The following is a 21,031-nucleotide window of genomic DNA, read 5'->3' as shown; positions in this document are numbered from 1 at the left end:
TTATGAAATCGGAACTCGCTGAACTGGATCAGAACCACGCCATGCCAGATGAAGAAGCGCCCGACGCCGTGCCGGTGCCGCATGCACTCGTGCCGCATCTCGGCGAGACCGCGATCCTGCTCGACATCGACGGCACGCTGCTCGATTTGATGCCGACGCCGCGCGAGGTGTGGGTGCCGCCGGGCTTGTCGGAAACGCTCAACCGGCTGACGGAGCGCACCGCGGGCGCGCTGGCGATGGTCAGCGGCCGTTCGCTCAACGACATCGACCTGATCTTTGCGCCGGATGTGTTTCGCGCCGTCGCCGGTCACGGCGCGGAGATGCGGTTGTCGATGGACAACGAAGCCGACGATGTGCACGCCCCGCCGATGGACAAGGAGCTGAAGCGGCGGCTGGCCGCGATCGCAAAACTCAGTCCCGGCATTCTGCTCGAGGACAAGGGCTATTCGCTGGCGCTGCATTACCGCCTCGCGCCGCATGCCGAGAAGGCGATCTATGAAGCCGTCTCGCTGATCCGCGCAGATCTGCCCAATGCGCCGATCGAGGTGCTGCCCGGCAAGTTCGTCTGCGAGATCAAGCATTCCGGTTTCACCAAGGCGACCGGCGTGCGCGAGTTGATGAAGCGCGAGCCCTTTAGGGGACGCCGCCCGATCTTCATCGGCGACGACGTTACCGACGAGACCGTGTTCGCGATCATGCCCGATATGAACGGGCTCTCCTTCTCGGTCGGCCGTCGCGCCATCGGCGTCAACGGTCACTTCGATGCGCCGAAAGATGTGCGTGTGTTCCTTGCGCGCCTGCTCGACGACACAAGGCTGGAATAAGGCGCCGTCATCGCAGAGCCACATTATCACGCGCGCAATTCCATTGCGCGCGTAACCTATGCTGCGTGAATTTCACGCCAAGACCCTCTTTCCTGAGTGAAAACGCCGGGTTCCCGCAAAGAAAACTGGTTCCAACGCGCGCGCCTGACTTTGGTTTCATTTCGTAGAAATGATGACAGGAACCATATTGATGAACATCAGTTAAACAGCGTGGAATGAACAGGAGGGGACGACCTGTGAACTTAGTCGTCGTTTCGAATCGAGTTGCGCGCGGTAAACCCAACGAGCCCATGACGGGCGGCCTCGCTGCGGCATTGCTTCCGGTCGTGGAGCATTCGGGTGCCATCTGGGTGGGTTCCTCCGGGCGCGTGCGTGACGGCCATCAGAAGGAACCTTTCGCCGAGATCGAGGCGTTGGGAACTGGCGCGATTGCGACGCTGGATCTGCCGGCAGCGCACTATGGCGGCTACTATGAAGGCTTCGCCAATTCGGCACTGTGGCCGGCGCTGCATTCGCGCAGCGATTTGATCCGCGTCTCGCGCGACGACTATGTCAGCTATCGCGAGGTCAACGCGTTCATGGCGCGTGCCTTGATGCGCTTCCGCAAAGCCCAGACCGCGTTCTGGGTGCAGGATTATCATTTCTTCGCGCTCGGTGCGGAGCTGCGCGATCTCGGCGTCGATGATCCCATCGGCTTCTTCCTGCACACGCCGTGGCCGGTCTCGGCGGTGATGCAGGGCGTGCCCAATCATCGCGAGCTGATCACGGCGATGCTGGCTTATGACCTGCTCGGTTTCCAGACCGAGGTGGATTGTCAGAATTTCCTCGGCTATGCCGACGGCGAGCTCGGCCTCATTGTCGAGGACGGCGTGGTGCTCTCGCAGCACGGCCGGACGCGCTGCGAAGTGTTTCCGATCGGCATCGACGCGGAGAAGTTCGCGGCCTATGCCGCGAAGTCGGTCTCGCACCCGGACGTCTCCCGCCTGCGCCGCAGCCTAAACGGCGAGCGGCTCGCGATCGGCGTCGACCGGCTTGATTATTCGAAGGGTCTCGTCAATCGGATCAGCGCGTTCGATCGGCTCTGGACCGATCAGCCGCAATTTGCGCGCAGCATCTCGCTGCTGCAGATCGCCAACCCGTCGCGTGGCGCGATCGAAGCGTATGGCAATCTCCAGAACGAAGTCGCGCGCCTCGTCACCGACGTCAACGGCCGCCATGGCGAGGTCGACTGGACGCCGATCCGCTATCTCAACAAGGGCTTTAGCCAGGCCGTGCTGGCGGGCCTCTATCGCACCGCGCAGGTCGGCGTGGTGACGCCGCTGCATGACGGCATGAACCTCGTCGCCAAGGAATATGTCGCCGCGCAAAACCCGGCCGACCCCGGCGTGCTGGTGCTGTCGAAGTTCGCAGGTGCCGCCAACGAGCTCGAGACCGCGCTGCTGGTCAATCCGCACGACATCGACGGCATGGCTCGCGCCATCGCGGTCGCCGCCGCGATGCCGCTCACCGAGCGCAAGATGCGCTGGGACGCGATGATGAAGACGCTGCGCGGCCACACCATCCAGCAATGGTCGTCGGATTTCGTCGCCGCGCTGGAGAAGTGCCGCATCGAGAAAGTCGCGGCCGCCCCGCTCGCGGCGCAGCCGCCGCAGGCGCTGCGCTGGCTGAAGTCGGCGATATCGGGTGTGCGGTTGATCTAGTGCGATGCTCTTCCCCTCCCCCTTGCGGGAGAGGGTGGCTCGCCGCGTAGCGGCGAGACGGGTGAGGGGGTCTCCCAACGCGTGAGCCTCTCGCAGTAAGACTCGCTGATGTAACCCCTCATCCGGCGCTTCGCGCCACCTTCTCCCGCAAGGGGAGAAGGAAGAAGGCCTCAATAACAATACGACACGCCATCCAGAATCGCGCATTGCCGCTTGTTCGGCGCGTTCGGATCGTCCATTGGCACCATGCCCTTGCCCTGGCCGACGAACACGCCGGGCCCGACGTGCACCGAGCTTTTGTTGCCGATGATCACGCTCTGATGCGGGGTCGAGCTGGAGCGGGTCCCGTCCGGCCAGAGGATGGCATCGCCCGAAAGCACCCCGCGCCGTCCATCGTCGCAGGTCACATCGACGCCCTGACGGGTGCAGGCCTGTGCGTTGGCCGACGCTGTCAAGGCGGCGCCAAGGACCAGGATCAGGCTCAGTGCGGCAATGGTTTTGCAGATGGTCATGGCGTCCCGGTCGTGTTTGGCGTCCTCGAGTGAATCGTCGCGCCAAACCCGCGACGGGTTCAGCCTGAGGTGGGTTCCGGGCGGTCTTGTGATGCGAGATATTCCCCCGCAAATACAACATGTTGCGGAAAATTCACCTGATTTATCCGCGATCCCTTGCAAAATCGCCGGCTCCCCTTCAAGAGAAGGCGCTCCGGAGAGATGGCCGAGTGGCTTAAGGCGCACGCTTGGAAAGCGTGTGTGCGGGAAACCGTACCGTGGGTTCGAATCCCACTCTCTCCGCCAGCCAACCAAGGTCATTCGCACTTCGATGTGGACAGGCCAAGGTTCAACGCTTTCGCGCGTTGGAGAACGCCTCTGGCCGGTCTGCCAAGCTTTCGATCATGCGAGCGAGCCTGACTTTCGTAAAGCCCGTTGCAAACAAGCCTGGCTCTACACGATCACAAAGTTCGATGCGTGCAATTGGCTGATCGCGGTGTCGATGAAATCGAGAGACCCTGCGCTCGGAGCACTGCCCAGGGCGAGCAGGGTCCCGCCATGCCCATCGCTTCTCAGCGCGCTCATAATGTCGGCGACGGAGTGGTAATTGCCTGCGCCGTTCCCAAGATCGATGACGCTGAGCGGGTCGTTTCCAAATCCGGAGATCGTGTCGATTTGGTTGCTGGAGTTGACAGTGACGGTCAGACCCGTGCTGTGATCACTGATGTTGACATGGGCAGCGCCATTGATGATCGCCTGATTGCCGAACCCGACAAAGTTGAACTGGTCTGATCCGCCATTGGCCGTCATGACGTCCAGGCCAATCTGGTTTGTCGCATTTGCCGTGGACCCGTTGAGCACCACGTGATTGGCGACTCCGCCAAGTGTGATCGTATCGTGGCCAGCGCCGGCAACGACGTTATCCGCTCCGTTGCCGGCGATGATCGTGTTTGTTCCCGAGCCGACGGTGATCTGGTTGACCATCCCGCCGAGATTCACGGTGTTGTTGCCATCGCCGAGAGTGACACTGTTGGCGCCGCCTCCGCCCGTGACGAGATCGTTGCCATTTCCAAGCACGACCGTGTTGCCAAATCCCGAGAGCGTGACCTGGTTGTTGCCGTTGCCAGCCGTCGTTGTGCTCGCGCCGTCACCCGGATGGACAATATTGTTGCCGTTGCCCAGCGTGATGATGTTCCCGTATCCGCCGGCGTCGATGGTGTCGTTGCCATTGCCGAGCGTCATCATGGTGGTGCCAGTCGATCCCGTTACCGTGATATTGCCGTCGCCGCCGGTTACGCGGTTGCCGAACCCCTCCAGATGGACGGTGCTGTCGCCGCTCGGCACATCGACCGTGCCGTATAGCCCGGCGTAGATCGTGTCGTTGCCGCCGTTGCTGTGGATGATATTGAACATGCCATAGGCATGGATGATGTCGTTGCCCGTCGTGCCCTCAATGGTCGCATAACCGGATGCCGGGCCGTTGATCATCGTGGGACCGGCTTGATGCGTGTCTATGACGGACGTATGGGCGTCGCTGACCGTCAAGCCCACACTGCTGGTGTCGCTCAGCGTGAATGTGGTCGCTGCGCTGCCGTCTCCGTGCGGCGAGGCCACAAAGGTGAGGGCGTGCAGTTCGGCGGTCAGCTTGTCAGCGCTGGTCGCTGCAAGTTCGTAGATTCCGTTTCCAAGCGAGATCAGTCCTGTCCCGGACAGAATGCCGGCCGCACCCGCGAGCGTGATGATGAGGCTATTCGTTGCTGCTGCGTTTGGATCTGTGATCGTGACAGTCGCGAATGGATTGATCGCCGCTTCGTTGCTGGTCGTTTGTCCCGATATGGCGCCAGCGATGGAGGCAGCGCCGCGGCTGTCAGCAGAATGCCGCCGGAGCCGTCTTTCGTGATGCCGAAACGCGTAACCGAAGTATCCGCCAGTGTGAAAGTCTCGCTGGCCGTACCGTTGCTGACCGTGAGCTTCGAGCCGGATACAGTCGCCGTTGCGCCGCTGGTATAGGACAGCCCGGAAAGATCAATCTGGTCGCCGAGCGAGATGCCCTTGACCTGGCTTGCAAAGGTTGATGAGCCCGAAGTCAGCTTCTGCTCGATCTTAAGTGTGCCTTGGCCGGAGAAGGTGATCGCGTTGTCGGACACCGCGCCCGCCTTGAGATCAAGAGTACCGCCGCCGATCGTGGTCGCGCCGACAATGCCACCCGCTTCGACGAGTTCGATCGCGCCAAGATGAATTGTCGACGCGTTCGCGGTGCCCTGATCGAGCACATCAAGTGTGCCGCCGTTCAGAGTCGTAGAGGTGACGATGCCGCTGTTGGAGACCGAGAGGCTTCCTGAATTGAGGATTGTTCCGCTCGCCGCGCTGGCGTCGACCGCCGGTACGCCTGGGTTGTTCGTCGGGTCCGCAATGGATCCCGAAACCGTCATCACGCCACCATTGATGGTGGCGCTCTTGGCGATCCCCGCCCCGGTCAGGTGCAACTGGCCGCCGATGCCGACAACGGCCGAATCGACTTCGCTTCTGATGACGGCACCGTATGGGCCTCCCGGAGGATAATAGATCGTCTCTCCCGAAGCATTGATGACTCCGCCAGATTTAACGATGGTGCCGCCGGCAAAGCCCCCATTGGTGAGATTCTGGACACCGCCGGCGTTGACGGTGGTTGACGTCACGTAGCCAGTGTCGACGTCCTGCTCGCCGCCGTTGACAGTGGTGTGATCCGCCAGTCCCGGACCCGGCATATCGTGCATATAAATGCCGGTGACACGCTGAACGCCGCCCATGTTGATCGTGGTGTAGCTCGCGGTGGAGGCAAGCCCGACATCCTGTTCGCCGCCGTTGATAACGGTGTTGCTGGCGGCGCCGCCCAAGTCGGCGAGACCTACGATTTGCTGGCCACCCGCTGATATCGTCGTGTTCGTGGCTGTGCCGTACACCTTAAACACGATGCCGTTCGATACGGTGAAGCCGTTTTCGGTGTAGCCATAGTCGGCAATGAACGTTGCGCCACTCTGGAAGGTCGTATTGGACAGCGTCGCGCCAACTTCAACAATGAGCGTACCGCCTGCGGAAACAATGCTGTTCTTGAGGATACCGCCGTCCAGAACGGCCAGCGTCACGCTCTGAGCAACAGTAAATCCGTTTTCGATCGTGCCGTCGCCGATCTGTAGAGTGCTGCCGGCGTTGAAGACTGTCCCCGAAAAATTGGCGTTACCAAGCACGATAAGAACGCCATAGTGATTGACGGTCGTGTTGGTCGCTGTCGCGCCGGCCGTCAGTTTCACTGTTGCGTCAGTGACTGTCGTGCCGGTTGCTGTGCCACCTGCACCCACATTTAACGTGCCGGAGTCTTGGACTATTGTCCCGGATACCAACGCCCCAGCCGACACCGTTAAAGTTCCAAAAAAGCCTTCGACGGTGGTGCCGGTCGCCGTGCTGGCGTCGACGGCCGGCTGGCCGGGGACGTTGGCGAACGGATCCGGTATCGATCCCGAGACGGTCATGACGCCGCCATTGACGATGGCGTTCACTGCAGTCCCGCCGCCGGTGACGTCGAATTCGCCTTGGTAGTTGATGGTTGCCGCGGTCGCCACGCTTTGGATAACCGGCGGCGGATACACGGGCGCCGTTTCTACAGTTTCACCCGAAACTTTGAGGATACCGCCGGAATTGACAATCGTGCCGCTGGCGCTGCCACCATTCGTCACATTCTGCACGCCGCCGGAATTGACCGTCGTCGTCGTTGCGATGCCCGTGTCGATGTCCTGCTCGCCGCCGCCATTGATCGTGGTGTGATCAACCTCGCCGGGTGTTGGGCCTTCATGGACAAATTCGCCAGTTACGCGCTGGATTCCGCCCTGGTTGATAGTCGTGTAGCTGGCGACGCCATCAAGGATAACGTCCTGTTCCCCGCCAGCGATGACAGTGTGGGTTGCCGTGCTTGTTGAAAAAGACCCGCCGACCGTCTGCAAGCCGCCAGTTTCGATCGTCGTGCTATCGACCGAAGCGCCGTAACTGACAGCCATCGTGTCGCCGTTGTGGATCGTCACGCCACTGGCGGGAGGAATAACCGTCATATGAATGCTCCGCGTTCGGTGCCTGGAAAGTCAAACGAGCAAAGCAAAATCATTCGATGGGTTATTCAACCTAAAACTGCGATGGCTGAGAATGCCTGTCAAGCAGATGCTATTCTTGAACGAAGTTGTGAACGGATGCTCGCGCGATTCCTGCTGTCGAAAATCGTGACGTGTATACGCAATGCATATTGCCGGACGAATTTATCGACAGCGTGACGAAAATTGCGGCGGTCGCGCGTTCTCGAGATTGCGCGAAAACTTTTGCCTCAGATCGTGGCGTGTCGAAAGTTCCATCGCCGTCGAAGCCCTTTGCTCTCCCGCCCCATTTGCCTCATTCCACCAATTTCCACTTCCCATCCTGCGCACGCTTCAGCACGGCGTCGTTCACCCGCACATGTTCGGCCAGAAAATCGATGAAGGCGCGCACGCGCGCGGGCAGCGGCGCTGTGTGGCCGACATAGACGGCATGGATGTCTTCGCGGTCGCCGGGATTGTAGTTTTGAAGAACCGGAACAAGATGTCCGGCTTCGATGTCGGGGCCGATGTGGAAGAGGGCGAGACGGGCAAGGCCAACGCCGCCGAGCGCAAGGCGGCGGGCTATCTCGCCATCGCTGGCGCGGCCGGCCGGCGGAGGCACCGCCTCCTCAGCGTGCTCGCCGCGCTTGAACGGCCAGCCGCGGATCGAGCGCGGGAAGGTCCAGCCGATGCCGCGATGGTCGGCGAGATCCGCCGGCGTCTTCGGCGTGCCCGCGCGGGCCAGATAATCCGGTGCGCCGACCACGACCATGCGGCTGGTGCCGAGTTTTCGCGCGACGAGGCGTGAGGCGCGCAGGGGGCCGACGCGGATGGCGACATCGGCGCGCTCCTGCATCAGGTCGATCAGCGTGTCGGTCAGCACGAGGTCGAGCGTGACGTCGGGGTGCTCTCCGAGAAAGCGCGGGATCAGTGGCATCACATGCAGCATGCCGAAGGGGATGTTGCTGTTGACCGTGAGCCGGCCGCGCGGCGTGGCGCCGGATGCCGCTTCGCGTTCGGCTTCCTCCATCTCGCCGAGGATGCGCAACGAGCGCTGGTAGAAGGCTTGGCCTTCCTCCGTCAGCGTTAGCTTGCGCGTGGTGCGGTTGATCAGTCGCGAGCCGAGCCGCGCCTCCAGCCGCGAGATCAGCTTGCTGACGCCCGACGGCGTCAGGCGCAGTTTTCGCGCGGCCTGGGTGAATCCGCCCAAGTCGACGACGCGGACGAAAACCTCCATCTCCGCGGAACGGTTGGTGTCGAAACGGGCCATGTTGAATTCACGTCACAAATGATTGGATTGCGGACATTCTAATGGTTTTGCCGTGGCGCGGCTATCTGCGTGGATCGTCTCATCCATTGGAGCCACGCATGCCTCCCGCCGTCCTCGCGCTCACCGCCGGTGCCTTCGGCATCGGCACCACCGAATTCATCATCATGGGCCTGCTGCTCCAGGTCGCCGCCGACATGCATGTCTCCGTGCCGGTCGCGGGCCTGCTGATCTCCGGCTATGCGCTCGGCGTGTTCGTCGGCGCGCCCGTGCTGACGCTCGCGACCCGTCGGCTGCCGCGAAAGACCGTGCTGCTGGCGCTGATGGCGATCTTCACGCTCGGCAATGCGGCCTGCGCGCTCGCGCCGAACTACGAATTGTTGATGGCCGCGCGGGTGCTGACCTCGCTGGCCCACGCTACCTTCTTCGGTGTCGGTTCGGTCGTTGCCACGAGTCTGGTTGCCGAGGACAAACGCGCCTCGGCGATATCGACCATGTTCATCGGCCTCACGGTCGCGACACTGCTCGGCGTTCCCTTCGGCGCCTGGTTCGGCCTGATGCTCGGCTGGCGCGCGGCGTTCTGGGCGGTGACGGTGATCGGCGTGATCGCCTTTGCCGTGGTGGCGGCGCTGGTGCCCGGCCATGTCGGCAACGGCGACAAGCCGATCTCGCTGGCCGAGGAAGTTGCCGTGCTCGGGCGAGGACAGGTGCTGCTCGGCCTTGCCATGACCGTGTTCGGCTTTGCCGGCCTGTTCGTCGTCTTCACCTACGTCCAGCCGATCCTGACGCGCTTCACCGGCTTTTCGGAGGCGGCCGTGTCGCCGATCCTGCTGGTGTTCGGCGTCGGGCTTGCGATCGGCAATGTCGCCGGCGGCAAGCTCGCCGATCGTGGTCTCGCGCGTGCGCTGATCGGAACGCTCGCCGCGCTCGCCATCGTGTTGCTTGGTCTCTCCGCCGTGCTGTCGATCAAGATCCCCACCATTGGGCTGATCCTGCTGCTCGGCATCGCGGCGTTTGCAACGGTCGCGCCACTGCAGCTTCGCGTGCTGGAAGCAGCCGGCCCGAGCGGCCGCACGCTCGCCTCGAGCCTCAACATCGCTGCGTTCAATCTCGGCAATGCGCTCGGTGCCTGGGCCGGCGGCGTCGCCATCGATCGCGGGCTTGGCCTCTCCGCGCTGCCGCTGGTCGCGGCCGGAATCACGGCGATCGGACTCGTGCTGGCGCTGTGGAGCCTCCAACTCGACCGCAGGCAGGCCGCAGTCGCGGCGTGCCCGGCGGAATAGGGGGAGGCGCACATGGAATACCGCAATCTCGGCGCTTCCGGACTCAAAGTGCCCGTTCTCAGCTTCGGCACCGGCACCTTCGGTGGCGAGGGCCCACTGTTCTCGGCCTGGGGCCGCAGCGGCACTGACGAGGCACGCCGGCTGGTCGACATCTGCCTCGAGGCCGGCGTCAATCTGTTCGATAGCGCCGACGTCTATTCGAACGGCGCCTCCGAGCAGATTCTCGGCGCCGCCATCAAGGGTCGGCGCGACAAGGTGCTGATCTCGACCAAGATGAGCCTGCCGATGGGCAACGGGCCGCTCGATGCCGGTTCGTCGCGGCATCGGCTGCTCGCCTCGGTGGAATCGGGGCTGCGGCGGCTTGGCACGGATTATATCGACTTGCTCCAGCTCCATGCCTTCGACGCCTTCACGCCGATCGAGGAGGTGCTGTCCACGCTCGATACGCTCGTGCGCGCCGGCAAGCTGCGCTATGTCGGCGTCTCCAATTTCGCCGGCTGGCCGTTGATGAAGTCGCTCGCGATCGCCGATCGTCACGGCTTGCCGCGCTATGTCGCCCATCAGGTCTATTACTCGCTGCTCGGCCGCGACTATGAGTGGGAGCTGATGCCGCTCGCACGCGACCAGGGCGTCGGCGCGCTGGTCTGGAGCCCGCTCGGCTGGGGCCGGCTCACCGGCAAGATCCGGCGCGATCAGCCCTTGCCGCAAAACAGCCGCCTGCATGCGACTGCGCAGTTCGGCCCGCCCGTGGACGAGCAGCGGCTCTATGCCATCGTCGATGTGCTCGACGCGATTGCGATCGAGACGGGCCATACTGTGCCGCAGGTCGCGATCGCCTGGCTGTTGTCACGCCCAACGGTATCGTCCGTGATCATCGGTGCTCGCGACGAGGCGCAGTTGCGCGACAATCTCGGCGCGGTCGGCTGGTCGCTGAGCGCGGATCAGCTCAAGCGCCTCGATGAGGTCAGCGCGGTGATGGCACCCTATCCCTATTATCCCTATCGCATCTAGGACGGATTTGCGCGGCTGAATCCATCGCTGGTCTAAGGGCTGACGACAATCCGTTCGCATCGTCTGTCGCGCCAATGCGCCATGCAGAAACGCCGCTGTACAGGCCTCAACGCCGTCCGTAACCTCCGCGCCGCAATTTCAGGAGATGCGACGTGGCGAAGAAGACGGCGACCAAGAAGAAAAGCGCTGCAAAGAAAGTAGCGAAGACCTCGAGCAGGAAGGCTGCCGTCCGCAAAGGGGCTGCCGCGAAGCCGGCCAAGAAAACGGTCAAGAAAGCCGCCGCACGCCGCCCCAAGGGGCCGGCCTGGCAATGGTCGGCGGTTGACACTGCGGCCGCGATCCGCTCAGGCGCAATCTCCGCAGTGGAGACCGTCGAGGCGCATCTGGAGCGCATGCATGCGGTCAATCCGCGGCTGAATGCAGTCGTTGTCGATCTCGGCGAGGACGCGCTGAAGGCCGCGCATGCGGCCGACAAGCAGCGCGCCAAGGGCGGCGAGCTCGGTCTCCTGCACGGCGTGCCCATCACCATCAAGGAGAACGTCGACTTTGAAGGTCGGCCGAATTTCAACGGCGTTCCCGCCAACAAGGACCTCATCGCGCCGTCGGATTCGCCGGTGGTGCGTAACCTGAAGAAGGCCGGTGCGATCGTGCTGGGCCTCACCAACACGCCGGAGTTCTCGTTCCGCGGCTTCACCGACAATCCGCTGCACGGATTGACGCTCAATCCCTGGGACCCGAACATCACCTGCGGCGGCTCCTCGGGCGGTGCGGGGTCGGCCGTGGCCGCCGGCATCGGCACCATCGCGCATGGCAACGACATCGGTGGGTCCTTGCGCTGGCCGGCGCATTGCAACGGCGTTGCTACCATCAAGCCGACGCAGGGGCGCATCCCGGCCTTCAATGGAAGTGCCACCGCCGAACGGCCGATGCTGGCGCATCTGATGTCGGCGCAGGGACCGCTCGCCCGCCACGTTGGCGACGTCCGTCTTGCGCTGGAGGTGATGAGCCAGCGCGATCCGCGCGATCCCTGGTGGGTGCCGGCGCCGCTCAACGGGCCGAAGCCGAAGGGCCCGATCAAGGTCGCGCTGGCAAAAATCCCGGAAGACATGGCCGTCGATCCGGCGGTCAGCGCGGCGCTACGCCAGGCCGCCGATCATTTGGAGCGCTCCGGCTATCGCGTCAGCGAGGTCGAGGTGCCCGACATCAACGGCGTCTGGCAGACCTGGTGCGACATCATCACCAACGAGACGGTGGTGATGCAGGAGGCCGGCATGTTGAAGGTCACGACGGAAGACTTCCACAAGGCGTGGGGCGGCATGAAGGCCAAGGCGAGCACGCTCGATCTCAAGGCCTGGATGCAGGCGACGGCCGCCCGCAATGGCCATATCCGTGCCTGGCAATTGTTCTTCGAGGAGTATCCGGTAGTGCTGGCGCCGACCACGGTGAAGCCGACGCCGGGGCCGCGTGACGACACCGTCAGTGCCGAACGCGTGCAGGAAATCTTCTGGGGCGAAATCCGCTTCATCTCGGCGATCAACGTGCTGGGGCTGCCTGGCGCCGTGGTGCCGGTGGCCGTCCACGACGGCAAGCCGATCGGCGTGCAGCTCATCGCGGGCCGCTATCGCGAGGATCTGGCGCTGGATGCTGCCGCCGCGATCGAGAAGCGCGCCGGCGTGCTAACCCACCGCCTCTGGGAGACGATGGCCGCGCGCGGGATTTCTGGTGAGTAGTTAATCCAAATTGACTCAAATTTGAGCCAATTCACCAATAATCATTAGGGTTACTTCCTCGATCTCTAAGCGAATTATTGTCCGCTTTACCGCCCGCCTCTAACAGAGAGACGGCGGACAACGCACATGCCTCATACAGGCCAATAAGTGCGGCCCGCGTCCCACGCGGAGGTGGTACGATGCGCAACGAGACGATTGCTATCCACGCCGGCTACGAGCCCGAAGCCACCACGCACGCTGTTGCCGTGCCGATCTACCAGACCGCGGCCTACGCCTTTGACAGCGCCGATCACGGCGCGGCCCTCTTCAATCTCGAGGCCGAAGGTTTCCGTTACAGCCGCATCGCCAATCCGACCAGCGCGGTGCTGGAGAAGCGCATCGCCGAGCTCGAAGGCGGCGTCGGCGCGCTCGCGGTTGCGACCGGCCAGGCTGCGCTGCATTTCACCTTCGTCAACGTCGCCGACCACGGCGGCAACATCGTGTCCGTGCCGCAGCTCTATGGCACCACCCACACGCTGCTCTCGCACATCCTGCCGCGGCAGGGCATCACCGGTCGCTTCGCCGAGAGCGACAAACCCGAGGCGATCGAGAAGCTGATCGACGAGAACACCCGTGCGGTGTTCGCCGAGACCATCGGCAATCCGGCCGGCAATGTCTGCGACATCGAGGCGCTGGCCAGGATCGCGCATGCCCATGGCGTGCCGCTGATCGTCGACAACACCGTCGCCACGCCCATCCTGCTCAAGCCGTTCGACTATGGCGCCGACATCGCCGTGCATTCGTTGACCAAGTTTTTGGGCGGCCATGGCACCACGCTCGGCGGCGCCATCGTCGATTCCGGAAACTTCCCCTGGGCCAAGCACGCCGACCGCTTCCCGGCCTACAACAAGCCGGACGCCTCCTATCACGGTCTCGTCTATGCCGAGCGCTTCGGCAAGACCGCCTATATCGAGCGCGCGCGCAGCGTCTATCAGCGCACCATGGGTTCGGTGCTGTCGCCGTTCAATGCCTTCCTGCTGCTCCAGGGCATCGAGACGGTGGCGCTGCGCATGGAGCGCCATTGCGAGAACGCCCGCAAGGTCGCCGAATTCCTGCGCAACGATCCGCGCGTCGCCTGGGTCAACTACACCGGCTTCCCGGACAGCCCCTATTATCCGCTGGTCCAGAAGTATCTCGACGGCAACGCCTCCTCGCTGTTCACCTTCGGCATCAAGGGCGGCATGGAGGCCGGCAAAAACTTCTATGACGCGCTGAAGCTGATCACGCGGCTCGTCAATATCGGCGATGCCAAGTCGCTGGCCTGCCATCCGGCCTCGACCACGCACCGGCAAATGTCGCCGGAACAGCAGCGCATAGCCGGTGTGCTGCCGGAAACGATTCGCCTCTCGATCGGCATCGAGCATGCCGCTGATATCATCGAGGACATCGACCAGGCGCTGGAAAAGGCCTGTCCGGCCGCGCGTCTTCAGGCCGCGGAGTAGGCAATCGGGCCGATGAGCGTCTTGATCGACAGGGATCAAGGTTTCGCAAGCCCGGCGCTGGTGCCGGCCGAAGGCGACTTCGCGCGCAATCATGCCGGCGCCGAGCTCAACATCGGGCTGATCAACAACATGCCGGATACGGCGCTAAAGGCGACCGAGCGGCAGTTCATGAAGCTGCTTCAGGCCGCCGCGGGGCCGCGCCGCATCCGCTTTCATTGCTTCTCGCTGCCATCGGTGAAGCGTTCGCCGGAAGCGAAGTGGCACGTCGAGAGCGAATATTCCGATCTCTCCGATCTCAAGCGCGAGAGGTTCGACGGGCTGATCGTGACCGGTGCCGAACCGGTCGCGCCCGAGCTCGATCAGGAGCCGTACTGGCGCGATCTCGTCGAACTGATCGACTGGGCCAGAACCAATACCCGTTCGACGATCTGGTCATGCCTTGCCGCACATGCGGCGGTGCTGCACCTCGATCGCATCGAACGACAGCGTCTGCCGTCCAAATGCCATGGCATCTTCGACTGCGAGACTGTCACCGGCGACGCGCTCACGCGCGATGCGCCGGCGCCGCTCAAGGTCTCGCATTCCCGCCTCAACGAAGTCACCGAGGCAGATCTCGCGCAGGCCGGCTATCAGGTGCTGACCCGGTCGGCCCAGGCCGGCGTCGACGTCTTCGTCCGGCAGTATGACAGCCGCTTCGTGTTCTTCCAGGGGCATCCCGAATATGACGCGCTGTCGCTCCAGCGCGAATATTTGCGCGACATCGGCCGCTTCCTCGCGCGCGAACGGGAGGCTTATCCGGCGCTCCCCGTGAGTTATTTTGACGCAGCGACGGAGGCGAGGCTGGTTCGCTTCGAAAAGCGGGCGAGGCATCAGCGGCATCCGGCACTGACCAATGAATTGCCCGCACTGACTTTGCGCACCGACATCGCGGCCGGCAGCGCCGCGGCGGCACTTTTTCGCAACTGGCTGCAATTTCTCGGCGCGGACACTGAAGTTCCGCTGCTCGCGCGTTAACCCAGCACTTTTGAACCCAGGACTTTTGGTCCTGCGTTAGGATTACCCAAGCGTTAAGCTTGCCTCAGACCGCGCGCAAATGTTTCAGTCGAGACATATAGAATCACAGGGAATGCACCCGTGCTGTCGACTCTCAATGGACGCTTGAGCAATCGGCTGGCCCGGCATTTCCGCGCCGCGCCGCACCGCTTGCCGGCGCATGCGCCGATGGTAAGCTTCACCTTCGATGACGCCCCCGACAGCGCCGCAGGCGAGGGCGCCTCGCTGCTGGAAGCGCATGGCGGGCGCGGTACGTTCTATCTCGCCGGCAGCCTGGTCGATCAGCCCGGAGACCATTGGCACGGCCTGTCGAACGAAGCGATCGTTCGGCTGCATCGCGGCGGCCACGAGATCGGCTGCCACACGTTTTCGCATTTGCGCGCGGTCGATCTCGACGAGAGCGCGATGGCGCGCGAGATCGAGCGGAACCGCAGCCATTTTCTCGGTATCGACTCCTCGATCCGGCTCGAGAATTTCGCCTATCCGTATGGTCTCGCCTCGGTCTGGCGCAAACCGCAGCTTGCCCAGAATTTTCGCTCGGCGCGCGGCATCCTTCCCGGCGTCAACAGCGACGTCATCGATCTCCAGTTCCTGCGCGCTTCGCCGCTGGTCAATTGCGAGATCGATACGGCGGACGTGGACCGTTATTTCGACGAGGCGGTCGCAAGCGGCGGCTGGCTGATCTTCTACAGCCATGACGTCGTGGACGCGCCGAGCCCCTATGGCTGCACGCCGGCCCTGCTGCGTCACGCGCTGAACGCTGCGGACAAGCGCAACATGCCGATCGTGACGGTTGCCGAAGCGTTGCGCCGAATCGGGGCGTAGCTCTTTCTTCCTTCTCCCCTTGCGGGAGAAGGTGGCGCGAAGCGCCGGATGAGGGGTATCTCTCCGCAAACTCCAATGTCGGACGTGATTCGCGGAGAGATACCCCTCACCCGTCTCGCCGCCAGGCGGCGAGCCACCCTCTCCCGCAGGGGGAGAGGGAAAGACATCGCCATCGCCGCGCAAACAGTCTTGCAACGCCAGCGCCGTCATGCGACTGGCGTTGTGACGAATCTCGCAAACCCCCGACACGCCCATGTCCGCCCCTTCCACCGCTCCGCTGCCAGCGCCGGCCGATGGCCGCGATGCGCTGTCGGTGCTGCATTCGGTGTTCGGCCTGCCGGGGTTCCGGGGCGCGCAAGGCGAAATCATCCGGCACGTCACCGACGGCGGCAATTGCCTGGTGCTGATGCCGACCGGCGGCGGCAAGTCGTTGTGTTATCAATTGCCGTCGCTGTTGCGCGAAGGCTGCGGCATCGTGGTCTCGCCGCTGATTGCGCTGATGCGCGACCAGGTCGCGGGCCTGCTCGAAGCCGGCGTCAACGCCGCCGCGCTGAACTCGTCGCTGACATTGCAGGAGGCCTCCGACATCGAGCGCCGCCTGATCGCAGGCGATCTCGACCTGCTCTATGTTGCGCCGGAACGCCTGGTGACGCCACGCTGCCTGTCGATGCTGGCGCAGGCCAAGGTGGCGCTGTTCGCGATCGACGAAGCGCACTGCGTCTCGCAATGGGGTCACGACTTCCGGCCCGAATATGTCGGTCTCTCCATCATCGCCGAGCGCTTTCCAAATGTGCCGCGCATCGCGCTGACTGCGACCGCCGACGATCTGACGCGGAGAGAAATCGTCCAGCGGCTTCAACTGACGGACAGCCCGCAATTCGTCTCGAGCTTCGACCGGCCCAACATCCGCTACGAGATCGTCGACAAGCGCAATGCGGTGTCGCAGCTGAAGGAGTTCATCCGCGAGCGCCATGAGGGCGATGCCGGCGTGGTCTATTGCCTGTCGCGCAATCGCGTCGAGGAGGTCGCTGCCGCACTCGCCGAGGCCGGCATTGCGGCGCTGCCTTATCACGCCGGGCTCGATGGCAGCGTGCGTTCGCGCAATCAGGACCGCTTCCTGAACGAGGACGGAATCGTCATCGTCGCGACCATCGCCTTCGGCATGGGCATCGACAAGCCCGACGTGCGCTTCGTCGCCCATCTCGATCTGCCCAAGAGCATCGAGGCCTATTACCAGGAAACCGGGCGTGCGGGGCGCGACGGCAAGCCGTCGGCGGCGTGGATGGCCTACGGCCTCTCCGACATCGTGCAGCAGCGCCGCATGATCGACGAGTCCAGCGGCTCCGATGACTTCAAGCGCGTGTCGATCGGCAAGCTCGATGCGCTGGTCGGGCTCGCCGAGACCGCGCAGTGCCGGCGCAAGCGACTGCTCGGCTATTTCGGCGAGACCTCGCATGGCGAGACTTGCGGCAATTGCGACAATTGCCTGGCCCCGCCGAAAATGCGGGAGGGCAAGGTGCTCGCGCAGAAGCTGCTGTCCTGCGCCTATCGCACGGGGCAGCGTTTCGGCGCCATGCACCTGATCGATGTGCTGATCGGACGCCTGACCGAGAAGGTGACCCAGTTCGGCCACGACAAGCTCTCCGTGTTCGGCATCGGACGCGAGCTTAATGAGAAGCAGTGGCGCACCGTGCTGCGGCAGTTGGTGGCGATGGGTCATTTGCAGAGCGACAGCGAAGCCTTTGGCGCGCTGAAGCTGACGGAGACCGCGCGCGGCGTGCTGCGCGGGGAGACCGAGGTGTGGCTGCGCGAGGAGGCGCCGGGCACCCGGGTCCGGTCAAGCCGCGCAAAATCCCGGCGCGGCGATCTCGCGCCTGCGGCCAGCGCAGCGCAGGGCGACGTCGATCCCGAATTGCGCGCGCGGTTGCGTGCCTGGCGCTCGGACATCGCGCGCGAACGCGGCGTGCCCGCCTATGTCGTGCTGCACGATGCCACCATCGATGGCATCGTCCGGGCCTGGCCGACTACGCTGGACGAGCTGCGCAACGTCCCCGGCATCGGCGACAAGAAGCTCGAGCATTATGGCGAGGAGCTGCTGCAGATCGTCAAGACGCGGTAGGGCCGTCTCGTCATCCCGGACAAGCGGAGCGCAGATCCGGGATCCATACCGCGTGATCTGTCTTGAGGCACGCGGGACGACGTTCTTCGCCAAACGCCTCCCTGGGGTTATGGGTCCCGGCGCCCCGTGCGCAATTGCGCACTAGGCCGGGACGACACCGGTGTATGAGGCGAGAGTCGGGCAACCTTACCCGTTCCGGAAAGCATATCCGTAGCCGTTGAGCGCCGGCGCACCGCCGAGATGGGCGTAGAGAATCTTCGCGCCCTTCTCGAAATGGCCCTTCTGGGTCAGGTCGATCAGGCCCTGCATCGATTTGCCTTCATAGACGGGGTCGGTGATCATCGCCTCTAACCGCGCGGTGAGGCGGATCGCCTCCTTGGTCTCCTCCGACGGCACGCCATAGGCGGGATAGGCGTAGTCCTCGATCAGCACGACGTCATCTGCAACGATGTCCTTGCCGAGCTCGACGAGCTTTGCGGTGTTCTGCGCGATCGAGAGCACCTGCGCTTTCGTTTGCGCCGGGGTGAAGGAGGCGTCGATCCCGATCACCTTGCGCGCACGGTCGTCGGCGGCGAAGCCGACCAGCATGCCGGCATGGGTCGAGCCGGTCACGGTGCAGACCACGATGTAGTCGAACTTGAAGCCGAGCTCCTTCTCCTGCATGCGCACTTCCTCGGCGAAGCCGACATAGCCGAGCCCGCCAAATTTGTGCACGGAGGCGCCGGCGGGAATCGCGTAAGGCTTGCCGCCCGCTGCCTTCACGTCCTCGATCGCCTGCTCCCAGCTCTTGCGGATGCCGATGTCGAAGCCGTCGTCGACCAGGCGCACGTCGGCGCCCATGATGCGCGAGAGCATGATGTTGCCGACGCGGTCATAGACGGCGTCCTCGTGCGGCACCCAGGCTTCCTGGACCAGGCGGCACTTCACGCCGATCTTGGCGGCGACCGCCGCGATCATGCGGGTGTGGTTCGATTGCACGCCGCCGATCGAGACCAGCGTGTCGGCGTTCGACGCGATCGCGTCGGGGATGATGTATTCGAGCTTGCGCAGCTTGTTGCCGCCATAGGCGAGGCCGGAATTGCAATCCTCACGCTTGGCGTAGATCTCGACATTGCCGCCGAGGTGCTTCGACAGCCGCTCCAGCTTCTCGATGGGCGTCGGGCCGAAGGTCAGCGGATAACGCGCGAATTTGTCCAGGTTCATTGGATCATCCCGATTGGCGTTGGTGTCTGGGATGTGGCTAGCATTGCGACGCAAAAAGGTGCTCTCGAATATTGCGCCCATATTGCGCGTAATCTTGCGAAGATCATGAGATTAGCTAATATTCCTTCCGTAATGTCACTAATTTACGGAAGCTTCTTCCATGTCCGCTCGTCTCGATCGTATCGACCTCAAGATGTTGAGATTGCTGCAGAATAACGGCCGGCTCAGCAACGCCGAGCTGGCCGAAACCGTCGCGATCAGCCCCGCCACCTGCCACCGTCGCACCCAGCGCCTGTTCGAGGACGGCTTTATTGCCACGGTCCGCGCCATGGTGGCGCCGAAGAAGGTGGCCAAGGGCACGCTGGTGATGGTCGGCGTCGTACTGGACCGCTCGACGCCCGAGAGCTTCGCCATCTTCGAGCAGGCCATCGCAAAACTGAAATTCGTGCTCGACTGCCACCTCGTCGCCGGCGATTTCGACTACTTCCTGAAGATCCGCGTCGGCGACATGGAGGATTTCAACCGCATCCATGGCGAGCTGCTGATCGCGCTGCCCGGCGTGCGACAGACCCGCACCTTCTTCGTGATGAAGGAAGTCGTCGACAACGCGCCGCTGGAGTTTTGAGCGGGCAGACACTCGATCGGCCGATCAGGGGCGATGCCTGTTCTGGGCCGCTCGGGGTCCACCTACACGAGTACAGTAGAGCAGATAGCTCCCGTCTTCGTGCCATGCATCGGTCTTGGCAACTTCTTTCCAACCGCGCTTTTCGGGATCTCGTTCGAAGTGCTTTGGCTTCGTTTCAATTAGAGGACCTATCTCCATCTCGATCTTGTTGATTGTCCAATCGTAGACTATGGCGGGTGCACCTGGTTGGTGCGCATGACTTTCGAAGTAAAAGAATGGGTCTACTCCGATGGAGACTAGTCCTCCCAACCACGTGCCTGGGCGAGCATTGTCAGGAGGCTTTCCGTCGCAATACATGAGAAGGCCGGCGTCCAACACCCACCAGTCATCTTGTGCATGCACGACTTGAGCAGCAATTTCGTAAGCGCTCTCGAACAGGTGAGTGATTGACGGCGCTTTGTGGTCAGGTCGACCGTACTTGGGAAGCGGGACTACTGGCCAGAATTCGAGCGCGAATGAGGCGTTTGTCGCTTGCGCGAAATCACCATAGTTGCCGTCCTGAACAACCCAGCTATCGAGTCCGACGATTAGATCGGCCATCGCATGCCCCGCCAAAGAATGACGGGACATAACATGGTTGTGTTCGCATCTCCATCCCGCTTGCCAAATTGCACGGTCGTCACGGCAACTTCACTTGCCATGCGCGCGCACGCGGGAGAGCCTTCGCCCTTCTCAACGAGGAGGTCCTGCCGTGCGCCTTCCCATTCTCGATCCGAAAGAGCTGAGCGACGAACAGAAGCCGCTCTATGCCGACATGCAAGCGGGCATCAAGGACCACTTCAAGGGCTTTGTGAACATGCGCGACGACGGCGCGCTGCTCGGCCCCTGGAATCCCTGGATCCGCGAGCCGCGCTTCGGCGGGCCTGTGTGGGAGCTGGTCAAGGCGATCGCGTCGAATCCGCTGCTGCCGGCGCCAGTGCGCGAGGTCGCGATCCTCGTCACCGGCTCGCATTTCCGCTCCGGCTACGAGCTCTATGCCCATGTGCTGGTGGCCGAGCAGCGCGGTCTCTCCGACGAGAAGCTTGCGACCATCGTCGCCGGGCAGCGGCCGGTCGATCTCACCAAGCAGGAGGCGGTTGCCTACGACATGGCATCTGCCCTGGTCAGTGGCGGCGTGCTGCCCGAGCTGACCTATCGGGCTGCCGTGAAGGAATTCGGCGAGCACGGCGCGGCCGAGCTGTCCTATCTCGTCGGCGTCTACTGCATGGTCTCGGTTACGCTGAATACGTTCGACGTGCCGGTGCCGGAGTAGAAGCGTCTCG

General features: G+C 63.2%; 17 protein-coding genes and 1 tRNA gene. 12 read left to right on the top strand and 6 right to left on the bottom strand.

Annotated features, from left to right (window positions below):
* Window positions 1-2 precede the first annotated feature (2 nt).
* Together otsB and V1280_RS28580 are read left to right on the top strand one after the other, a co-directional pair.
* Window positions 3-824: a trehalose-phosphatase gene (gene otsB, locus V1280_RS28585; protein ID WP_334532042.1), complete on the top strand. Its 822-nt coding sequence runs from the start codon at window positions 3-5 to the stop codon at window positions 822-824.
* A 236-nt stretch (window positions 825-1,060) separates the two neighbouring features.
* Window positions 1,061-2,524: a trehalose-6-phosphate synthase gene (locus tag V1280_RS28580; RefSeq protein ID WP_334532039.1), complete on the top strand. Its 1,464-nt coding sequence runs from the start codon at window positions 1,061-1,063 to the stop codon at window positions 2,522-2,524.
* A gap of 170 nt (window positions 2,525-2,694) precedes the next feature.
* Here V1280_RS28580 and V1280_RS28575 read toward each other — a convergent pair whose 3' ends face one another.
* Window positions 2,695-3,036, bottom strand: coding sequence for a hypothetical protein (locus tag V1280_RS28575; protein ID WP_334532036.1), 342 nt, complete (start codon window positions 3,034-3,036; stop codon window positions 2,695-2,697).
* Window positions 3,037-3,231: 195 nt separating this feature from the next.
* On the opposite strand from V1280_RS28575, the gene V1280_RS28570 reads away from it, so the two are divergent.
* Window positions 3,232-3,321: transfer RNA gene (locus V1280_RS28570), tRNA-Ser, on the top strand.
* 147 nt (window positions 3,322-3,468) lie between these two features.
* On the opposite strand, the gene V1280_RS28565 is transcribed toward V1280_RS28570, so the two are convergent.
* The 3 genes from V1280_RS28565 to V1280_RS28555 all read right to left on the bottom strand — a co-directional run bounded on the left by V1280_RS28565 (window position 3,469) and on the right by V1280_RS28555 (window position 8,382).
* On the bottom strand, window positions 3,469-4,560 hold the full coding sequence (locus tag V1280_RS28565) for a calcium-binding protein (RefSeq protein WP_334532033.1): 1,092 nt from the start codon (window positions 4,558-4,560) through the stop codon (window positions 3,469-3,471).
* Window positions 4,561-4,709: 149 nt separating this feature from the next.
* A complete protein-coding gene (locus V1280_RS28560) occupies window positions 4,710-7,097 on the bottom strand; it encodes a hypothetical protein (protein WP_334532030.1) in 2,388 nt (795 codons plus the stop codon).
* 331 nt (window positions 7,098-7,428) lie between these two features.
* Window positions 7,429-8,382 (bottom strand): LysR family transcriptional regulator, encoded by a 954-nt coding sequence (locus tag V1280_RS28555; protein ID WP_334532026.1) that lies wholly within the window; start codon window positions 8,380-8,382, stop codon window positions 7,429-7,431.
* A gap of 98 nt (window positions 8,383-8,480) precedes the next feature.
* On the opposite strand from V1280_RS28555, the gene V1280_RS28550 reads away from it, so the two are divergent.
* The 7 genes from V1280_RS28550 (at window position 8,481) to recQ (ending at window position 17,881) form a co-directional block, all read left to right on the top strand.
* On the top strand, window positions 8,481-9,662 hold the full coding sequence (locus V1280_RS28550; RefSeq protein WP_334532023.1) for an MFS transporter: 1,182 nt from the start codon (window positions 8,481-8,483) through the stop codon (window positions 9,660-9,662).
* Window positions 9,663-9,674: 12 nt separating this feature from the next.
* Complete coding sequence (locus V1280_RS28545; protein ID WP_334532021.1) at window positions 9,675-10,673, top strand: aldo/keto reductase; 999 nt, start codon at window positions 9,675-9,677, stop codon at window positions 10,671-10,673.
* Between the two features lie 152 nt (window positions 10,674-10,825).
* Window positions 10,826-12,403, top strand: coding sequence for an amidase family protein (locus V1280_RS28540; RefSeq protein ID WP_334532018.1), 1,578 nt, complete (start codon window positions 10,826-10,828; stop codon window positions 12,401-12,403).
* Between the two features lie 179 nt (window positions 12,404-12,582).
* Complete coding sequence (locus tag V1280_RS28535; RefSeq protein ID WP_334532015.1) at window positions 12,583-13,884, top strand: O-acetylhomoserine aminocarboxypropyltransferase/cysteine synthase family protein; 1,302 nt, start codon at window positions 12,583-12,585, stop codon at window positions 13,882-13,884.
* 12 nt (window positions 13,885-13,896) lie between these two features.
* Entirely contained in the window at window positions 13,897-14,898 is a 1,002-nt protein-coding gene (metA, locus tag V1280_RS28530) for a homoserine O-succinyltransferase MetA (RefSeq protein WP_334532012.1), read from the top strand.
* Window positions 14,899-15,018: 120 nt separating this feature from the next.
* Window positions 15,019-15,762 carry a polysaccharide deacetylase family protein gene (locus V1280_RS28525; protein ID WP_334532009.1) on the top strand — a complete coding sequence of 248 codons (744 nt, stop codon included), beginning with the start codon at window positions 15,019-15,021 and terminating at the stop codon, window positions 15,760-15,762.
* A gap of 253 nt (window positions 15,763-16,015) precedes the next feature.
* Window positions 16,016-17,881 (top strand): DNA helicase RecQ, encoded by a 1,866-nt coding sequence (gene recQ, locus V1280_RS28520; RefSeq protein ID WP_334532006.1) that lies wholly within the window; start codon window positions 16,016-16,018, stop codon window positions 17,879-17,881.
* Between the two features lie 186 nt (window positions 17,882-18,067).
* Here the strand turns inward: recQ and V1280_RS28515 are convergent, their stop codons facing one another.
* Entirely contained in the window at window positions 18,068-19,084 is a 1,017-nt protein-coding gene (locus tag V1280_RS28515; RefSeq protein WP_334532003.1) for a 1-aminocyclopropane-1-carboxylate deaminase, read from the bottom strand.
* Window positions 19,085-19,244: 160 nt separating this feature from the next.
* Here V1280_RS28515 and V1280_RS28510 point away from each other — a divergent pair, with 160 nt between their 5' ends.
* Window positions 19,245-19,709 (top strand): Lrp/AsnC family transcriptional regulator, encoded by a 465-nt coding sequence (locus V1280_RS28510; protein ID WP_334532001.1) that lies wholly within the window; start codon window positions 19,245-19,247, stop codon window positions 19,707-19,709.
* A gap of 24 nt (window positions 19,710-19,733) precedes the next feature.
* Here V1280_RS28510 and V1280_RS28505 read toward each other — a convergent pair whose 3' ends face one another.
* Entirely contained in the window at window positions 19,734-20,309 is a 576-nt protein-coding gene (locus V1280_RS28505) for a hypothetical protein (protein ID WP_334531999.1), read from the bottom strand.
* 151 nt (window positions 20,310-20,460) lie between these two features.
* Between V1280_RS28505 and V1280_RS28500 the strand changes: the two genes are divergently transcribed.
* Window positions 20,461-21,021, top strand: coding sequence for a carboxymuconolactone decarboxylase family protein (locus V1280_RS28500; RefSeq protein ID WP_148777843.1), 561 nt, complete (start codon window positions 20,461-20,463; stop codon window positions 21,019-21,021).
* The last annotated feature ends 10 nt before the right edge of the window (window positions 21,022-21,031 follow it).

Origin of the sequence: Bradyrhizobium sp. AZCC 2230, from assembly GCF_036924495.1 — a bacterium.
GTDB classification, from domain to species: domain Bacteria; phylum Pseudomonadota; class Alphaproteobacteria; order Rhizobiales; family Xanthobacteraceae; genus Bradyrhizobium; species Bradyrhizobium rifense.
This window is presented reverse-complemented; position numbering and strand designations above follow the sequence as displayed.

Bases quoted from the DNA above. Each gene is read 5' to 3' on its own strand.
- otsB (WP_334532042.1), top strand. From the start codon at position 3: ATGAAATCGGAACTCGCTGAACTGGATCAGAACCACGCCATGCCAGAT.
- V1280_RS28575 (WP_334532036.1), bottom strand. From the start codon at position 3,036: ATGACCATCTGCAAAACCATTGCCGCACTGAGCCTGATCCTGGTCCTT.
- V1280_RS28560 (WP_334532030.1), bottom strand. From the start codon at position 7,097: ATGACGGTTATTCCTCCCGCCAGTGGCGTGACGATCCACAACGGCGAC.
- V1280_RS28555 (WP_334532026.1), bottom strand. From the start codon at position 8,382: ATGGCCCGTTTCGACACCAACCGTTCCGCGGAGATGGAGGTTTTCGTC.
- V1280_RS28550 (WP_334532023.1), top strand. From the start codon at position 8,481: ATGCCTCCCGCCGTCCTCGCGCTCACCGCCGGTGCCTTCGGCATCGGC.
- V1280_RS28545 (WP_334532021.1), top strand. From the start codon at position 9,675: ATGGAATACCGCAATCTCGGCGCTTCCGGACTCAAAGTGCCCGTTCTC.
- V1280_RS28535 (WP_334532015.1), top strand. From the start codon at position 12,583: ATGCGCAACGAGACGATTGCTATCCACGCCGGCTACGAGCCCGAAGCC.
- metA (WP_334532012.1), top strand. From the start codon at position 13,897: ATGAGCGTCTTGATCGACAGGGATCAAGGTTTCGCAAGCCCGGCGCTG.
- recQ (WP_334532006.1), top strand. From the start codon at position 16,016: ATGTCCGCCCCTTCCACCGCTCCGCTGCCAGCGCCGGCCGATGGCCGC.
- V1280_RS28515 (WP_334532003.1), bottom strand. From the start codon at position 19,084: ATGAACCTGGACAAATTCGCGCGTTATCCGCTGACCTTCGGCCCGACG.
- V1280_RS28510 (WP_334532001.1), top strand. From the start codon at position 19,245: ATGTCCGCTCGTCTCGATCGTATCGACCTCAAGATGTTGAGATTGCTG.
- V1280_RS28505 (WP_334531999.1), bottom strand. From the start codon at position 20,309: ATGGCCGATCTAATCGTCGGACTCGATAGCTGGGTTGTTCAGGACGGC.